This is a genomic window from Rhodococcus jostii NBRC 16295 (genome assembly GCF_001894825.1).
GTDB classification, from domain to species: Bacteria; Actinomycetota; Actinomycetes; order Mycobacteriales; family Mycobacteriaceae; genus Rhodococcus_F; species Rhodococcus_F jostii.
Window position 1 is genome coordinate 102,670 of record NZ_BCWY01000010.1, and the last position, 16,203, is coordinate 118,872.

The following is a 16,203-nucleotide window of genomic DNA, read 5'->3' on the forward strand; positions in this document are numbered from 1 at the left end:
GCCGGACCCGTCCTCGATAGCGGCATCCTGGCCGACAGCTCCTATCGTCTGCTGCCCGCCTGACGGGCCGGCCTCACTTCAGGTGCCGGGCGAAGAACCGGTTCCCCGCGTCCCCCTCGAACGGCGGGACGCCGGTGTGCCCACCCATATTGGCGTGCAGCGTCTTCTCCTTGGAGCCGAAGGCGTCGAACAGGTCGAGGGCCAGCTGCCGGTCGTTTCCTTCGTCGTCCCACTGCAGCAGGACCTGCAGCGGAATGGTGACCTGCCGGGCCTCCTCGAACATGGTGCGGGGCACGAAACTCCCGGCGAACAGAAGGGCGGCCGAGATGCGCGGCTCGACCACTGCCAGCCGGGTACCGATGGCGATCACCCCTCCCGAGTACCCGACCGGGCCGCCGATCTCGGGCAGCGCAAGGAGGGCGTCCAGGGCGGCCCGCCATTCCGGGACCGCCTTGTCGACCAGCGGGAGGACGAGCCGGTCGACGATCTCGTCGTCGACCGGCTCACCGGCCTCCAGCGCCCGGCGCAGGTCGGCGCGGGCCTGCTCGGCGGCGGCGGAGCGGGGCCGGTCACCGCTCCCGGGGAGCTCGATGGTGGCCGCGGCGTATCCCTCCGCCGCGGCGTGCCGGGCCCGGGCCACCAGTCGCGGGTACATCATCTGCAGTCCGCCGGGGTGGCCGACCAGGATCAGCGGTGCCGGTGCGGATGCGGATCCGGGCGTCCACAGGATGCCAGGGATCTCGCCGAGGGTGAATTCGCGTTCGAGGACGCCGTCGTCGAGGCGCTGCTCGGAGGTGAATTGCATGATCGTGCCTTTCGGGAGTGCTCGTGAACGGCGCTCCCGGACGACCTATCGCCCGACCGTGACCCCAGAGGGGAGCACCCATGTCGATACTGCGTTCACGGGTACCACCTCCTCGTTCTCTCGCACGGCCTCCGGACAGTAGCAGTGGCCGCCGTGTTCGGCCAACAGGTTTTTGCGCGATGTTCCGGCCGGTCCGCCCCACCTACCCGACAGTGGCCGCGACGGCACGATCCTGGACATCGAAGCACTCAGCAACACATGGAGAACGTCACGACCCGAGGGTCCACAAAATCGAGCGCACGATTCTCGATCATGCGCACGCGGCGTGTCGGGTAGGTCGTTCGACTTTCTGGTCCCAGAATTGCGGGCATGGTCGAGATCGTTGCTTCCAACCGCCGAGGGCGGCCCAGCAAGGGAACCCGTGCTGTAGTCAAGGCTCTGGTGCCACCAGAGCTCAAAGAAGCAGCCGCCAGCGCCGCGAAGGCGCATGGCATGACCGCAAACGACTACATCGCGGCGCTTATCGCGGCCGACACCGGCCTGACCGAGCTTATGGCATCGATTCACGAGAAACAGGCCGCCACACACCAATCCGCGGAACCCCGCAGATCAAGACCGTGACGGATCACCGGCCCGGGCAGTGTGTGGCGACCTGTTGCTCGTCGCGAGAGTCACAGTAGATCGTCCTCCGATAGAGATGATCTCAGGACTCCGCCGGAACGAGAAACTTCAACGCGACACCGAACGCCCCAACGGATCAGTACATTTCACGTCACGATATTTACACGAAGGGACAGGCCCACATGACCCGCACCATCGCAGTGGTCAACCATAAAGGCGGCTCCACCAAAACCACGAGCACGGTCAACCTCGCCCAAGCCCTCGTCGAAGCCGGCTACACCGTCCGCGTCGTCGACCTCGACCCACAATGCAACGCCACCACCTGGCTCGGCGCCACGCCCGAAGCCGTCGACAACGACGTCCTGTCGGTACTCATGCTGGTGTCGAGCATCGAAGAAGCCACCACCATCACCGCGTCGGGAATCCAGCTCGTCCCTGCCACCAAGGAACTCGATTCCGTCGGCCCCTACTTCCTCAAGAAGCCCGGTGCACACGGCATCCTGCGCAAAACCCTCGCCAGCGCCCCCGACGTCGACTTCAACCTCCTCGACTGTCCCGGAGACTTCGACCACCTGACCATCAGCGCACTCGTCGCCTGCACCGAAGTTCTCGCCGCTGTCATGACGGGAGCCATGGAACTCGAAGCGCTCATGCGGATCGAGAACTACATCACCCAGCAGGTCGAGCTGCTCAACCCCACTGCACGGCTCAATCACATTCTGTGCGGCCGCGTCGAACTCGGCCAGGTCATCGACCAGCAGGTCCTCGCCGCGCTCCGCGAGACCTACCCCGACCAGACGATGCGCACCATCATCCCGAAGTCCGTCCGAGTCAGCGAAAGTTACAGCGCCGAAGAACCCGTCGTCAGGTGGGCACCGTCCTCCTCCGCAGCACGCGCCTACCGTGACGCCGCCCAAGAACTCGTCGAAAGGACCTCCTGATGACCGCGACACGTAAACCCGGACTCGCCAACAACCCCCTCGAACGCCGCCAGCCCCGCACAGGCGCCCACCAGGAGGGGACATACTCGAGAACTCGTCGCATGGACCTCCTGACGAGCGCGACACGTAAACCCGGACTCGCCAACAACCCCCTCGAACGCCGCAAGCCGCGACTGCCGAACCTCGTCGAACAGGGCGTGGACATCGCACAAGAAGCAGCTACCATCGCGGAATCCCAACCGGGGCCGGTGGCCCTCGGCGAGGAAAGGAAGACCACCAAACGGGTCCCCGCAGACAAGAAGCAGGAATCCGTCTACATCAACCGCGCCAAGGTCGAAAATGGCAAGAATGCCGTCGCCGCCATCAGCCACATCGCCGGCGCCCCCAACAGTTGGTCCAATCTCGTCGACGAAGCCCTCGCCCACTACCTCGCCGTTCTCGAACGCAAATACAACAATGGCGAACCCTTCCCGCAGCGCAACGTCGAACTCGTCCGGAGACCACGCATCAACTAGCTCGCCCAGGAGGAGCCCACCACACCAGAACCCGGCAGCGTCTCCGAACACCTCGTCGACCAAGCCGCCGACGCAGCCCACCGGCAACAGCAGCTGCGCGCCTGGGAAAGCAACGTCGCAACAGCCCGCGCATGTCGGCGCAACGGCGAAGATCCTCCAGCCTCGTCAGTCGGCGAACTCCTCACCCTCGCCCTCATCAACAACGACGACGAAATCTTCCGCAAGCGCGACTCCACACCCGAAGACGCACTCGAACGCATCCGTGAACCGGCCACTGTCAGCCCCTCTTTCACCACATCAGGCCACGCGGCGACGGCGGCCACAGTTCCGTGGTCCCATGGGGTCCCATAGAACCGCTGAGCTCCCGGGACTACCTGGTACTTCCATGGTCATCAACGGAGAAGTAGTGAATCTGTGGCGCGCAAGGTCGTGGTGGAGCCGGTCGACGACATCGACGGAACCGTGTTCGGTAAAGCCGTGGTCCAGGTCGTCACATTCACACCGGCCACTCTCTGGGGCCCGAGACCAATTTGCTGTCTCGAACAAGTCCATAATGTCCTGCTCGAGAATGTTCCGATTCTGAGGTAGGAACGCCACAGCGAATACTCCGGGGAGGGCACGGCCAGGGAGGTCAAGGCGTACCTCGACGAGTTCGCCGAACGCGCGCAGGCCGACGAGCTGAGCATCGCCTCGTAGGCCGAGAACACCGAATCCTGGCTGAAGTCCTACGACCTGCTCGCCGACGTGTGCACTCCGCGCCCGTGCTCGTTGAGGGATGTGAATCTGTAACAGACCAGTCGGTCTGGACGATCTAGGCGTGAAGGTTATAGACCGACAACAAGGAGCGAGAACTATGGGTTCGTCTGACATCTTCACTGATCTGGTCGCCTGGGGTGCTGAGGGTTTTCTGAACGGAAATCCGGTGCAGTCGGCAGTGGGTGCTGTGCTGTTCCTGGGCCTGGGACTTTGGGACCTCGTCACAGGTGCACCCATCGTCATCTGAACCCGCCAGACGCTCGGCCACGTAGCTACGGTACTTGCCAGAGAATGTCCCTCCGTGGGCTGAGCCCGGCCGAGGCCGATTGTCGGTGACACCCCGATCAGACTGCCCGCTCCTCGACCCGAGTCCCGGGAACTTCCGAACACGTTTATCACCTTGCACGACGAGCGGGTCGTCGGTCATCGGACGGGCCCAGCGGGCTTTCCGACACCAAACGTCCTGCTACCGAAAGGCTCTCAGTGAGAAGCACAATTATCGCTGCGGCACGCGTCATGACCGCCGTCGTATCGGGGCTGGCCTTCGCAGCGATCTTCGGCTCCGGCACCGCCCAGGCGGACCCCCGGGACTGCGTCATCCAGCGGGATGCCTTCAGCGCGACGGCGACCTGCCATGACACCGATGCGCCCCCTGGTAGGGAGTACGCGCTGATCGTCGACTGTTGGGGCCTCCACGGCATCCCCAACGCCTTTCCGTTCTATGCGATCGGGCCCTTCAGCCAGTCCAGTCGCTCATTCGTGCCGACAGGTCAGGCCACGGGGGCTTGCAGCACGAATTGGGGTGCTCCCGCGTTGGATGCCGGCGTGATCACCAACGCCCATGTGGAGGCCTATCGCCAGTAGCAGGGACGCGACCGCGTGCCCGCCGAACCCGTGTATCTGGTTGACGATTTACACCCCGGCTTCGGCATCGCCAGCCACGGGGAAGCGCGCGCTTGCAGTCCTGGTCGTCAGTCGGTTGGGATCGCGTCATGGTTTCACCGCATCACAGGGGCGAGGGCTCTGTGGCGGCAACGACCGTGCACAGATCTGACCGAACAGAGATCCGCCTTCGGGACCGGCACCGCTTGCCATCGGCCTTTCGCTCGCCGCCGATCGTCCCGGTGTCGGTTCGGTCATCGGTGACCAAGTTCTCTCGCGCACAATCGCTCAGGCAGTAGTTCTCCTCAAGGGTCCGTCATGTAATTCCGATGCTCGGGTGAACCGCCCGGATCGCAAGTCCCAGTCCGGGACCCCGAACGCGATGCCCTAGCTGCAGTTCGATGCCACTCGAGCTCGTACCGATGAAGTCCGGAATCTCGCGCGGTCCTACATCGCGCGGTCCTACTCTGGTACGCGAGAGGTGAAAGGGGATGAGTAATGCTGCTGCAGAACCGCATCACGATCGTCCACGGGGGCAGTGGCGCCGTCGGATCCGCGGTCGCGCGGGCGTACGCGCGGGAAGGCGCTGAGGTGCACCTCACCGGACGCACTCGAGCCACGCTCGAGGATGTCGCTCACCGCATCAGGGACGAGGGCGGGATTGCGCACATCGCTGTTCTCGATGCGGTGGACCGGGACGCGGTTGAGCGGCATGCCGCGGCTGTGGCAGACGAGAGCGGCGGCATCGACGTCTGCTTCAACGCCACCTTCAACGACGACATCCAAGGCACGCCGCTCGTCGACATGCGGGTCGGCGACGTGATGCAGCCGGTCGCCAAGGCGGTCACGACGAGCTTCGTCGTCGCCACGGCCGCTGCGCGCCACATGGTCGGACGCGGCACCGGCGTCATCCTCGTCATGGCCGGCGGACGGGAGGCGATCCCGAACCTCGGTGGCTCCCATGTCGCGTGGGCCGCACTCGCCGGCCTGTGCCGACAGCTGGCCGCCGAGCTCGGGCCGCAGGGTGTCCGCGTCGCCTGGCTACTGTCGCCAGGCTCCCCGAAACTGGACGAGCCCGACCCTGACGCCACCCACCTGCTGCTGCCACGGCGCCCGAGCTACGCCGATGTCGCGAACGCGGCCGTCTTCGCCGCGTCCGACTGGGCCACGACGATGACCGCGACCGAGATCAACCTCACCGGGGGCGCTGTCGTCGACTGACCGGGGCGGCCGGACTCCAGGAGTCGAACGCCGATGAGTTTCGCCGTGCTTTCGCGTCTGTATCTGCAGACCCGTTCAACCGCACCCCAGGAGAGCATCATGACCGCCACCTACACCTTCGACGTCTTTTCCAGCCTCGACGGCTACGGCGGTGTCAGCGGCGGAGACTGGGGCGGCTACTGGGGTAAGCAAGGCCCCGAACTGCTCGACCACCGCCTCGCCTTGTACGAGGCGGAGCAGCGGATGGTCTTCGGGCCCAACACCTATCGGGCGTTCACGCAACTGCTCGCCTCAGGCACCGAGGAGTCGGTGCGTGACGCATGGGTCACCCGGATGAGGAACCTGCCGGCCACGGTGGTGTCGACCACCCTGGAAGGACCGCTCGACTGGCCGGACGCCACCGTCGTGGGCGGTGACGCCGTCGACGTCGTCGCCCGGCTCAAGGAGGAGTCCGAGGTGCCGTTGCGCTCGCACGGCAGCCTGTCGATGAACCGGGCGCTGATGGCCGCCGGCCTGGTCGACCGCCTCCAGGTGACGCTCTTCCCGGTCATCACCGGTCAGACCGGTGATGACCCGATCTTCCGGGGTGCGGCCGACTTCGACCTCGAGCTGATTGAGAGCCGGACGCTCGACGGCAACATCCAAGAGCTCGTCTACCGGCCCACCCTGCATGGCTGAGTCCGTCCATGCACCCCCGCCCCGTCACGCAGCCAACTCTTTGGCCGCCGCCCTACCTACGGTTGACCAAGCCCACACCGACGAGCAGGTCCGCCGCTCGATCGCAGAAACCGTCATCTCGCACCACGAGACCTGGGGCGCGATCGGTGAGGGCTCGGTGGTCGGGCTCGGATCTGGTCGCCCGATCGCGGCATGCCGGTCGGAGGGAACTTTCCAGGTCAGGTCCGATTCCGTGGGAGTGGTGTCGGCGGGGCGTTCCGGGGGTTTGCCCTCGAGGAAGGTTGCGCCGTTGCGGACAACTGCGACCAGGCGCGGTGCATTGACTGCGTTGTTTCGTGCCCATCACCGTTCAAGGAGCCGCTTACGGGAGGGCGAGAACTCGACGTTCCGACAATCGATCGGCTATGCCCCGGGAACGTTGACAATGCCTCCGCCGTCGGCGGAAAGTTGAGCAGAGACCCGATCTGTCAACGTCGGCGAGTAGGTGAGAAGCGTGAGCGCAACCGATCCCCCACCGCTCGTTGTCGTGCCGCCGGGGACCGGGCAGACCGGTGACCTGGGCCCGATTGGGGTCGAATTCAAGCTCTGGGGCCGTGACACCGGTGGGGTGTTGTCGGTCGTCGAGCACCCGTTCCCGGTCGGTGCGCTGGTGCCGCCGCATCTGCATACGCGGGAGGACGAATTCTCGATAGTTACTCAGGGTGTGATCGGATTTCGCTCCGGCGACCGGGAGGCCGTTCTCGAATCCGGCGGATACATCACAAAGCCCCGGGGTGAGATGCACGCCATGTGGAACGCCGGCACCGTCCCGGCGCGCATGATCGAGATCATCAGCCCGGCCGGCTTCGAACATTGCTTCCTGGAAATGTCCGAACTGATCGCCGCCGGCGGACCGGATGTCACCCAGATCGCCGCAGTTGCCGAGCGCTACGGTCTGCAATTCGGCGAACCCGACTGGTTGCCCGACGTGATCGCCCGATACGCCCTGACACCGTCGTGAGCCCGCTCGAGCCTCGACGCATGCGGTGTCGTTCACTGGTCGGGGCTGCTGAGCTCGGCCAGTCGGTGAGCCGAAGACAACTTCGAAGAATGGGGCGGCCACAGCCGCCTGGAGGCGCCCGGTGCCGGCGAACAGTTGGATTCGTGTGTGGGCGAGGCAATGCCGGGCGTCGTCAACCACCAGTATGGCGGGTAATGCCGTCTCGCCCGTTGATCGTCATCCGGTGCTCCGATAGGCGTTCCCGAGAAGGCATCCGCCACGACGCACCTATCCGAAGCCAGTGCACGTTACCGTGCGAAGGTGGAACTTATTCTCTCTGCCTCGGCCGAATTCGAGCGCGTGGTGCGCCAACTGCCGGTGGACTCATGGGACCTGCCCACACCGTCACAGATTTCGGTACGCGATCTTGTCGAGCACGTCGTGGTGGGCAACCGCTTCACTGTGCTCCTGCTTGCCGGCGTCGGGCGTGAACAAGCCCGGAACATGCTCGCAGATGACCAGCTCGGAGACGACCCGGTCGCCGCGGTGGCCGAATCGTCACGACACCAGGCCGAGGCCTTCGCCGCCGCACCACCGGAACAGCCAGTTCCAGGCCCCAACGGCGGCGTCCCCGCCGAGGCGTTCCTGCGCTTCCGGCTCGTCGACCTTGTGGTCCACGCGTGGGACCTCCTCCGCGCGGCGGGCCTCGATGAAACTCTTGACCCGCCTGTGGTCGCCGGGCTGTCATGTGTGGTCGCACCACATCTGGACGACATGCTCGCCTTCGGCGCGTACGGCGAGGGCCCGAGTGACACATTGCCTCCCGACGCTCCGCAGCAGACCCGACTCCTCGACTGGTTCGGACGACGGCCCTAGCGAAACGCCAAGCCAGGGGACGACCCACCGAATCTTGGGTCTTCGTAGTACGACGCTACGGCAAGCCGAGCGTTTTGAGCTGCGATGCCCAGAAGACCTGCAGCGCGTCTGACGAACTTCGGAGATGGCAACCGTCAAGCCGGGCAAACTCCTGTCGCGCTGGTCAATGCGCGACGTCTTGCGCTGCCTCGAGCGGACCGTCGTCCGCGAGGTCTACCACGACCCACAACACGACCTGACGCTGGCGACCTCAGGCCCGACACCGAAGCCCCCCATGGCAGGCTTGGACTGGGTGGGGTGCCGATTCACACGGCCACTCTCGGCCCGCCCATCCGCGTGATGCGTACATACGAAAGGGGACGTCACTGATGACCGTCCGTACCGTGAACACCGAGGCAGGGCGACTCTCCGGTGACCACACCGACGGGGTCGCCCGATTCCTGGGAATCCCCTACGCGGCAGCTCCAGCGGGCGAACGCCGATTCGCACCCCCTCGCCCTGCCGAACGATGGGCAGGGACCAGGAACGCCACCGGTTACGGCGCTACCGCACCCCAGCCGCAATTGCACCCCGCTCACGCGAATCTGGCGCCGCTGATCGGGCCCGGATGGGTCATCGGAGACGGCGACTACCTCAATCTCAACGTCTGGACACCCGACCCCGGCACGAGTGGGCTTCCGGTGATGGTTTACGTCCACGGCGGCGGGTTCATGATCGGCTCGGGCGCCGCCCCCGCCTTCGACGGCACCTCGTTCGCGCGCGACGGCGTGGTCCTGGTCACCGTCAACTACCGACTCGGGGCGGAGGGCTTCCTCGCACTGCCCGGTGAGATCACGAACCTTGGATTGCGCGATCAGATCGCAGCACTGCGCTGGGTTCGCGACAACATCGCCGGGTTCGGCGGAAACCCGGACAACGTCACCGTCTTCGGCGAATCGGCCGGCGGCTCCTCGGTCGCGTTCCTGCTGCACTCCCCACTGGCCGCCGGACTGTTCCGGCGAGCGATCGTCCAGAGCGGGCACGACGAGATGGCCCGCCGGCTCGAACTCACCGAAGAACTCACGAAGGCACTCGCCGCGCGGCTTGGAACCTCCCCGACCTCAGACGCATTCCGAGCATTCACTGCCCCCGACCTGGTGCGCGCGCAGGGAGCTCTGCTCAGAAACGAACCCCGCTCAGACCTGCGCGACGACAACGGTGTCGACCCGGGCCACGGTCGTGCGCTGTTCGTCCCCACCACGGGTGACGACGTCCTCCCCGACCCGGTCGGAGTCCCGAGCACACACTCGCACGGTGTCGACCTGTTGATCGGCACAACACTCGAGGAAGCCAACCTCGGTTTCGGTGCCGACGAGTTCGCCGCATTCGACGCACATGACGCCGTAGCCGAGCTGGCCGCCACCTACCCCGATGCCGAAGCGCTCCTCGAACGGCACGGCCTCCACGACCCGGCCGTCACCCCCGCGCACGCACTCACATCCGCCTATACGGACCTGATGTTCCGATCACCGAGCCGCCGCACCGCGCGCCGCCACCCAGGCCCCACATACGTCTATGAATTCGCGTGGCGATCACCACTGCACGGCGCCGCACACGGCCTCGACGTCCCCTTCGTCTTCGACACCACACAGGCATGCCGCGGCCTCATCGGCGACGCCGCACCCGGCGCCCTCACCCACGCGATGCACCAAACCTGGCTCGACTTCGCAACCCACGGAGATCCCGGCTGGCCCACTTACGACGACGCCAGAAAAGCGATGAGGTTCGATGCCAGCCCCCACGTCTGCGAGGACACCGCTCCCCACGACACCGGCGCCGATTACCTGCCGTCCACCTCCACAACCCGAAGCTCCGCGCACGGACAAGCATGAGAAACCCGCTCCCAATTTCGGCGCCTGACGAATAAGGACCGTCGCACGAGGTGCGCAGCTTGCGCTGCTGGGCAGCGTAGTTCATTGCACCCGGGCCCTGGCGACTCGCGACTGCGCCGGCGACGCCGGCGGGCTGTCCGGGCACGAGGATGCCAGGGAAATCCTCTCCCTGGGTGGCGGACCCGGCCGCAGAAAGTACTTCTGAGGCGGGCGCAAGTACGCACGATCAGCTGATGGATCGTCGATCGTCGAGCGATCGGCTGGGAGGTCTGGGGCTGTTGCGTAGCGTGCCCATTGGCAAGGATGTATTCCATCCACGCAGCGCGATCAAGGAGTCGACGCAATGACGAAGTACCTAATCTCGTTCCCGAGTGCCGCCATGGTTCTTCCCGACGAGGATCTGCAGGCAGTTTCGGATGCGACGCACGCGGTCGTGCAGGAGGCGAGGGACGCCGGCGTCTGGGTGTTCGGCGGCGGCATTGATGAGAGCGTGTCGCCCGTCATGGTCGATGGCGATGGGACCGTGACCGAGGGCACCTACACGCAGACGGAACAGCTCGACGGCGGCTACGCGGTGCTGGAATTGCCCTCTCGCGAGGAGGCACTGGGATGGGCCGCGAAGATCGCGGCCGCTTGCCGATGCGCGCAGGAGGTGCGTGCGTTCCAGTACGACCCCGCGAGCTGACGGCTTCGAACTCGTACCCGCCGAAGCGGAGCTCCTCCACTGGCAAGTCGTTCTCGCGCGCTCACCGGCAGCGAACTGCCAATCGATCGAGAACCCATTCCCGAGGGAGAGTGGGTGGCCGAAACACCGCGCCAGCTCGACGAGTGAGACGTCCGGTGAAGGATCGGCCAACGGAACACGATTTCCGACGTTCCGCGATGAGTCCGGCCATCTCTTCCAGTCTGTCTGTTAGTAACTATGAGTACCCGGTCCATCCAACCATCGGAGGAATCGCCCATGCCCCGCACCCGGATCCACAACATGAACATCTCCCTCGACGGTTACGCCGCCGGCGAGCACGTGACCTTCGACGCCCCGATCGGCGGCGCCGAACGGCTATTCGATCGGTTCGACGGACGCGTCATCCACGGGGTCGACCGGGTAGACGCCCCAGTCACCCTGGACCGTGCCGTAACCAGCCTGTGGAGCCAGGGCATCGGCGCGGAGATCATGGGCCGTCGCAAGTTCGGCCCCCAAACCGGCGATTGGCCCGACGACGGGTGGCGCGGATGGTGGGGCGACGAACCGCCATTTCACACACCAGTGTTCGTCATGAGCCACTACCCACACCCGAGCATCGACTTTCCCAACGGAACCAGCTTCCACTTCGTGGACGCGCCACCCCATGAGGTGCTGCGCATGGCCCAGGAAGCTGCCAACGGTCAGGACATCCGCATCGGCGGAGGACCCTCGACCGTGCGGCAGTTTCTGCAAGCCGACCTGATCGACTTCATGCACCTGGTGATCGTGCCCATCACCCTCGGGCGCGGCGTATCCCTCTGGGAGGGCTTGAACGGCATCGAAGACCGCTTCACAATCGAGACCGTCGCCTCCCCCAGCGGGCTTACCCATCAGTTCTGGAACAAGAACCGCCACGACTGAGCCGGTTCATCGGCAGTCGGAGATCCGCCTCCGGGACAGCTCTGTTGTCGACGTCGGCGATCCGATCGGCGACCAGCGGAAGCATCCGCTGACGCACCGAGGCACAGACTCGCTGATCCCAGACCTCGAGCAGATCCCGATCTCCTCCAGCGGCAGGCCGAGATGCGTGGCCGAGGAGATGAACGCCAACCGTTCCACCGCCCCGTCGCCGTAGACCCGGTAACCCGACGCGGTTCGCTCGGCGGACAACAGGCCCGCGGTCTCGTAGAACCGCAAGGTCGTGGCCGGAACCTCGGAGATATCCGCCAGCTGCGAGATCCGATAAGTGCCCATGAGACGACGGGAAACCTTTGAGTCGACTCGAAGGTCAAGCGCGAACGGCAAGGAATCCGCTGCCATCCGGTCACGGATCTGCAATGGACGTCCGGGCCTGTTCACAGACAGTGAGTCGCCCCGTCCCGTGCGGGCATCGCTGCGAGAGGCAAGACGATCTGCGATGCTGATCAGACGACTGCGGAGGACATGAAGAGGGTGGAGATGACGGAGGCCCCGGGCAATGGCTCCACATCAGGTGACAAAGCGGTGACTATTCGTGCCGAAGCGATTCGGGCCGCGGCTATCAGCGAAGCACCGGTGCACAGACGGCTGCTGCAATCGGCCAGGGGCGGTCGCATCCTCAGCGCGATCATGCTCCGGGTCTTCACCATCTCCACACCCCATGGTCACGGGGTGCTCACGACGACCGGACGCAAGAGCGGCAGGCAGCGCCGAAACTACGTTCGAGCGATCCGTCGCCACGACAAGGTGTACGTCGTGATGCTCCGCCCTCCCGCATTGGCAATCGAGAGGCCCCTGGCCGTCTCATCCTGGGTGTGGAACATTCGGGGAAACCCGAACATTCACCTTCGACTGCGGCGCCGAACCTTTGCCGGCGTCGCGCGGGAGATCAGCGACCCGACCGAGCTGCGCCAGGCGCGAGAGGCAATCTGCGAGACGGTTCATCTCGTGGACTATGGCGAGTGCCGTCTTCATCTGCGCGGGCGCCCCTCCCGGGCCAAGATCAAGGATCTGCACGGCTACTGGTTCGACACCGGCATCCCACTCGTCATCGAACTCGCCGAGTAGGTAAGGGTGGCAGGTGCGCCGCACGCTGTCGGCGATACCTCGTGAAGTTCGTGGGACGAACCAGGACCCGGGACGAGTCGTTCGGACGTCGAGGCTCGAGGGGCGTTCTCGCATGGTGATCGCAATCCGGCGCTCCCGTTGGCGTTCGGCTGGCCAGGAACGTGAACGCGCAGCGCCGACCGTGCCATGACCGACGATTCGCGTCCGCCCGGACAGGAGGTTGTCAGTCCGGTCTGGCATTCTTTGCTGATGGCTGACAACACAACGCAACGGACCGTCGAAGCCGAGTTCGACATCGACAGCTGGGAGGAAGTTCCCTATGACGAGCCGGACGAAGGCCCGAAATTGGCCAGGGTCGTGATCCGCAAGACCTACCGAGGCGCACTGGAGGGAAGCGGGATCGCGGACGTTCTCACCACGCAGGGTCCCCAAGGCGCCGGATACGTTGCCTCGGAACGCATCCACGCGGCTCTGGACGGTCGGCGTGGAACATTCGTGATTCAACATGGCGGCCTGGCCGACGGCGCCGACCAGACAACGTTCGGAACAGTGATCCCGCATTCTGGTACCGCGGAGCTGACGGGACTGTCCGGTCACGCCACCGAGGCCCGCCAAGGCGTGCTGACTCTCGTCTACAGCTTCGAGAACCCGTCCTGAACGCTGGTGGTTCCGCCTCCGGGATCTCGGTGTGGCGTCGGCAATAGCCGTACGATCGCTTCGACCGCCCACGACGATGAGTTCTCGTTTCGCGATCGGTCACCAGCTGTGGCAGATCAGCATTCAGAAGGAGGAGAGCACGATGTCACGCTCAATGGCGAACTTCATCGCGATCATCGTCCGTCGCTCCGGTGCGTTGAGCTCGAAGCCATGCTGATCTACTCGATGAGTGTCTCGGCGGACGGCTTCATCGCCGACCGAGAGGGCGCGTTCGAGTGGACGGTCTTTGGCGAGGAGCAGTTTCGTATCCACGTCGCGCAGACACGCGAGCTCGGCGGCTGTGTGTGCGGCCGCAGGCTTACGAGACCATGCTGCCGCGGGAGACGGATCCGTCGATGCGCGACAACGAGCTCGGGGCCGCGTTCGCCGATGTCTGGTGCGCTATGCCGAAGGTCGTCTTCAGCCCGCACGCTCGACAGCGTCCAGGGCAACGCCCGGCTCGCCGAGGCGTCGGTGGCCGAGGAGGCCGCTGCGGCGCTCGACGCGACCGACAAGGACGTCTCGATCGGCGGCGCCGGCCTGGCCGCGGCGGCGATCGAACTCGGCCTCGTCGACAAGTTGCGTATGTTCCGCAATCCGGTCGTCATCGGTGGCGGCACGCCCTTCCTGCCGCCGGTCACCGAAGACGTTCGGCTAGACCTGGATCGAGACCAGGACGTTGGGCTCGCGCTTGATCTACGAGCGCTACCGGCGCACCCGGGAAAAGTCGGACTGACACCACCGTCCGAGACATCAGCGCCTCGCCGGACCTTCGATGCGCCGACAACCTGCGCACCGTCGAAGTCGCCAGGGAAAGCGGTCGTGCTTCGTTCACGTCCGCCCGGCGTGGTGAATGAATGGATGCAGGCATGACGGATCCTCTTCGAATTCGTACAGGTCAATGGAGCGTAGGCCGGTAGATTAGCTCTTGGATGTGACTGTCGAGCGTCCGGCTCTCGACCAGCTCGAGGTCGAAGTCGGCCGCACCCTGGAAAATCGGGTCATCACCGGTCTGCCCGGTGATGACCGGGAAGAGCGTCACCTGGAGGCGGTCGACCAGGCCGGCGGCCATCAGCGCCCGGTTCATCGACAGGCTGCCGTGCGAGCGCAACGGCACCTCGGACTCCTCCTTGAGCCGGGCGACGACGTCGACGGCGTCACCGCTCACGACGCTCGCGTTCGGCCAGTCGAGCGGTCCTTCCAGCGTCGTCGACACCACCGTGGCCGGCAGGTTCCTCATCCGGGTGACCCATGGGTCACGCACTTCGGACTCCTCGGTGCTCTCGGCCAGCATCTGCGCGAACAAACGATATGTATTGGCCCCGAATACCATCCGCTGCTCCGCGCCGTACAACGCAAGGCGGCGGTCGAGCAACTCGGGGCCTTGCTTACCCCAGTAGCCGGTCCAGTTTCCGCTGGCGGCGCCGTAGCCGTCGAGACTGGAAAAGACGTCGAAGGTGTAGGTCGCGGTCATGTCGTTCTCCTCGAGTGTGGGTTTTTCCGGTACACGGGTACAGACTGGAAACCACGCGTCCTTCGTGCCGCCTCGCCGCCTCGCACCTGGAGGGCGAGGCGACGAGATCGGCCTGTGCTCTGAACCGGCAGCTCAACCCTTGATGATGTCGTCAATCTGGCCGATCGCCTGCGACGCGCCCTCGACCACGCCCATGTCGAGCACCTGCTGGAGACCTTCGGCGGTCGTATAGGTGCTGACATAGGTGGCAATGGTGCTGCCATCCTTGTCCTGGAAGGAGTACTCGTTGGTGGACACTGGCATCGATTCGATCGGGGTGAAATCCGCGTCGGCGAAGCCGTCGGTGAAGCTGAAGCCGGTCGGCTCATCGACGGAGGTGATGTTCCAGTATCCCGCATGCTTGTCGCCCTCGGGGCCGGTCATGTAGTAGGTGACCCGACCGCCGGGGGTGAACTCATGGTCGACCACTGTCGCCGGGTACGTCGGTGGACCCCAGACCTTTTCGAGCTGGCGAGGATCGGCGTAAATCTGCCAGACCCGCACTAGGGGCGCGGCGAACTCGGCGGTGATGGTCAGGGTCAATGCATCTGCGTCGTGGCTGACGTTGGTGACAGGCATCGTTCATTCCTTCCGTTGGGGTTGCGTTGCGATCAGTTCGTCGATGCGTGCGATCCGCCCACGCCAGACCTGTTCCAGCTCGGCGAGCATGGACGACACCGCGCGAACCGCTTCCACATCGCCCGTGGCGAGTTGTTCACGGCCGCTGCGCCGTTTGACGAGTAGTCCGGACTTCTGGAGGACGGCGACGTGCTTCTGTACCGCAGCGAAACTCATGTCGTACTTCGCCGCGAGTGCCGAGACGGAATGCTCGCCGGCCAGCACGCGACGCATGATGTCGCGCCTCGTTCGGTCGGAAAGCGCGTGGAACAGGGCATCTGCCTGGTCCTCGTCCGTTTCTGACACAAACAGAACATACAACCGATTGGTTGTATGTGCAAGACCGCTGAGGCTTCGACTCTCAGGATGCGCGTGGGCGGCGGAGGGCACCTTCGACGATGCCCGCCGACCACCAAGACAAGACCTGACCGCCCCGGCCGTCGATCCCGACGACACGGTCCAAGCGACGTCCCTCGCTCGGCGCCTCGCCGCGCCTTACC

General features: G+C 65.2%; 20 protein-coding genes. 15 read left to right on the forward strand and 5 right to left on the reverse strand.

Translation table 11 applies throughout. The features are described 5' to 3' along the window. Nucleotides 1-73: 73 nt before the first annotated feature. Nucleotides 74-805, reverse strand: a complete 732-nt coding sequence (locus RJ1_RS09435; RefSeq protein WP_073359694.1) for an alpha/beta hydrolase — start codon at nt 803-805, stop codon at nt 74-76. Nucleotides 806-1,174: 369 nt separating this feature from the next. Here RJ1_RS09435 and RJ1_RS09440 point away from each other — a divergent pair, with 369 nt between their 5' ends. The 12 genes from RJ1_RS09440 to RJ1_RS09495 all read left to right on the forward strand — a co-directional run bounded on the left by RJ1_RS09440 (nt 1,175) and on the right by RJ1_RS09495 (nt 11,751). Further along, nucleotides 1,175-1,426 (forward strand): hypothetical protein, encoded by a 252-nt coding sequence (locus RJ1_RS09440; RefSeq protein ID WP_083400823.1) that lies wholly within the window; start codon nt 1,175-1,177, stop codon nt 1,424-1,426. Nucleotides 1,427-1,608: 182 nt separating this feature from the next. Beyond that, nucleotides 1,609-2,367 (forward strand): ParA family protein, encoded by a 759-nt coding sequence (locus RJ1_RS09445; protein ID WP_073359695.1) that lies wholly within the window; start codon nt 1,609-1,611, stop codon nt 2,365-2,367. After that, on the forward strand, nt 2,367-2,882 hold the full coding sequence (locus tag RJ1_RS09450) for a hypothetical protein (protein ID WP_073359696.1): 516 nt from the start codon (nt 2,367-2,369) through the stop codon (nt 2,880-2,882). The genes RJ1_RS09445 and RJ1_RS09450 overlap by 1 nt, the downstream gene beginning before the upstream one ends. Before the next feature lie 853 nt (nt 2,883-3,735). Then, entirely contained in the window at nt 3,736-3,885 is a 150-nt protein-coding gene (locus RJ1_RS46700) for a hypothetical protein (RefSeq protein WP_162850418.1), read from the forward strand. 269 nt (nt 3,886-4,154) lie between these two features. Then, nucleotides 4,155-4,502 carry a hypothetical protein gene (locus RJ1_RS09460; RefSeq protein WP_073359760.1) on the forward strand — a complete coding sequence of 116 codons (348 nt, stop codon included), beginning with the start codon at nt 4,155-4,157 and terminating at the stop codon, nt 4,500-4,502. A gap of 516 nt (nt 4,503-5,018) precedes the next feature. Next, the gene (locus RJ1_RS09465; RefSeq protein WP_073359697.1) at nt 5,019-5,741 is read left to right on the forward strand and encodes an SDR family NAD(P)-dependent oxidoreductase; all 723 of its coding nucleotides are present in this window, start codon (nt 5,019-5,021) and stop codon (nt 5,739-5,741) included. Nucleotides 5,742-5,840: 99 nt separating this feature from the next. Then, nucleotides 5,841-6,419, forward strand: a complete 579-nt coding sequence (locus RJ1_RS09470; protein WP_143049028.1) for a dihydrofolate reductase family protein — start codon at nt 5,841-5,843, stop codon at nt 6,417-6,419. A gap of 493 nt (nt 6,420-6,912) precedes the next feature. Then, nucleotides 6,913-7,419 (forward strand): cupin domain-containing protein, encoded by a 507-nt coding sequence (locus RJ1_RS09475; RefSeq protein WP_073359699.1) that lies wholly within the window; start codon nt 6,913-6,915, stop codon nt 7,417-7,419. A 300-nt stretch (nt 7,420-7,719) separates the two neighbouring features. Beyond that, nucleotides 7,720-8,274 (forward strand): TIGR03086 family metal-binding protein, encoded by a 555-nt coding sequence (locus tag RJ1_RS09480; protein WP_073359700.1) that lies wholly within the window; start codon nt 7,720-7,722, stop codon nt 8,272-8,274. A gap of 368 nt (nt 8,275-8,642) precedes the next feature. Continuing rightward, nucleotides 8,643-10,145, forward strand: a complete 1,503-nt coding sequence (locus tag RJ1_RS09485; protein ID WP_073359701.1) for a carboxylesterase/lipase family protein — start codon at nt 8,643-8,645, stop codon at nt 10,143-10,145. A 343-nt stretch (nt 10,146-10,488) separates the two neighbouring features. After that, nucleotides 10,489-10,830, forward strand: coding sequence for a YciI family protein (locus RJ1_RS09490; protein WP_073359702.1), 342 nt, complete (start codon nt 10,489-10,491; stop codon nt 10,828-10,830). 276 nt (nt 10,831-11,106) lie between these two features. Further along, the gene (locus RJ1_RS09495) at nt 11,107-11,751 is read left to right on the forward strand and encodes a dihydrofolate reductase family protein (RefSeq protein WP_073359703.1); all 645 of its coding nucleotides are present in this window, start codon (nt 11,107-11,109) and stop codon (nt 11,749-11,751) included. Between the two features lie 6 nt (nt 11,752-11,757). On the opposite strand, the gene RJ1_RS09500 is transcribed toward RJ1_RS09495, so the two are convergent. After that, on the reverse strand, nt 11,758-12,084 hold the full coding sequence (locus tag RJ1_RS09500; protein WP_240320098.1) for a MerR family transcriptional regulator: 327 nt from the start codon (nt 12,082-12,084) through the stop codon (nt 11,758-11,760). Nucleotides 12,085-12,333: 249 nt separating this feature from the next. Between RJ1_RS09500 and RJ1_RS09505 the strand changes: the two genes are divergently transcribed. The 3 genes from RJ1_RS09505 to RJ1_RS09515 all read left to right on the forward strand — a co-directional run bounded on the left by RJ1_RS09505 (nt 12,334) and on the right by RJ1_RS09515 (nt 14,445). Further along, the gene (locus tag RJ1_RS09505) at nt 12,334-12,876 is read left to right on the forward strand and encodes a nitroreductase/quinone reductase family protein (RefSeq protein ID WP_240320096.1); all 543 of its coding nucleotides are present in this window, start codon (nt 12,334-12,336) and stop codon (nt 12,874-12,876) included. Between the two features lie 249 nt (nt 12,877-13,125). Next, nucleotides 13,126-13,533, forward strand: coding sequence for a DUF3224 domain-containing protein (locus RJ1_RS09510; protein ID WP_073359762.1), 408 nt, complete (start codon nt 13,126-13,128; stop codon nt 13,531-13,533). 108 nt (nt 13,534-13,641) lie between these two features. Continuing rightward, nucleotides 13,642-14,445, forward strand: coding sequence for a dihydrofolate reductase family protein (locus RJ1_RS09515; protein WP_338049607.1), 804 nt, complete (start codon nt 13,642-13,644; stop codon nt 14,443-14,445). Nucleotides 14,446-14,470: 25 nt separating this feature from the next. On the opposite strand, the gene RJ1_RS09520 is transcribed toward RJ1_RS09515, so the two are convergent. The 3 genes from RJ1_RS09520 to RJ1_RS09530 form a co-directional block, all read right to left on the reverse strand. Beyond that, nucleotides 14,471-15,046 (reverse strand): dihydrofolate reductase family protein, encoded by a 576-nt coding sequence (locus RJ1_RS09520; RefSeq protein ID WP_073359704.1) that lies wholly within the window; start codon nt 15,044-15,046, stop codon nt 14,471-14,473. 132 nt (nt 15,047-15,178) lie between these two features. After that, complete coding sequence (locus RJ1_RS09525) at nt 15,179-15,664, reverse strand: SRPBCC family protein (protein ID WP_073359705.1); 486 nt, start codon at nt 15,662-15,664, stop codon at nt 15,179-15,181. Nucleotides 15,665-15,667: 3 nt separating this feature from the next. After that, on the reverse strand, nt 15,668-16,009 hold the full coding sequence (locus RJ1_RS09530; RefSeq protein WP_005254327.1) for an ArsR/SmtB family transcription factor: 342 nt from the start codon (nt 16,007-16,009) through the stop codon (nt 15,668-15,670). Between the last annotated feature and the right edge of the window lie 194 nt (nt 16,010-16,203).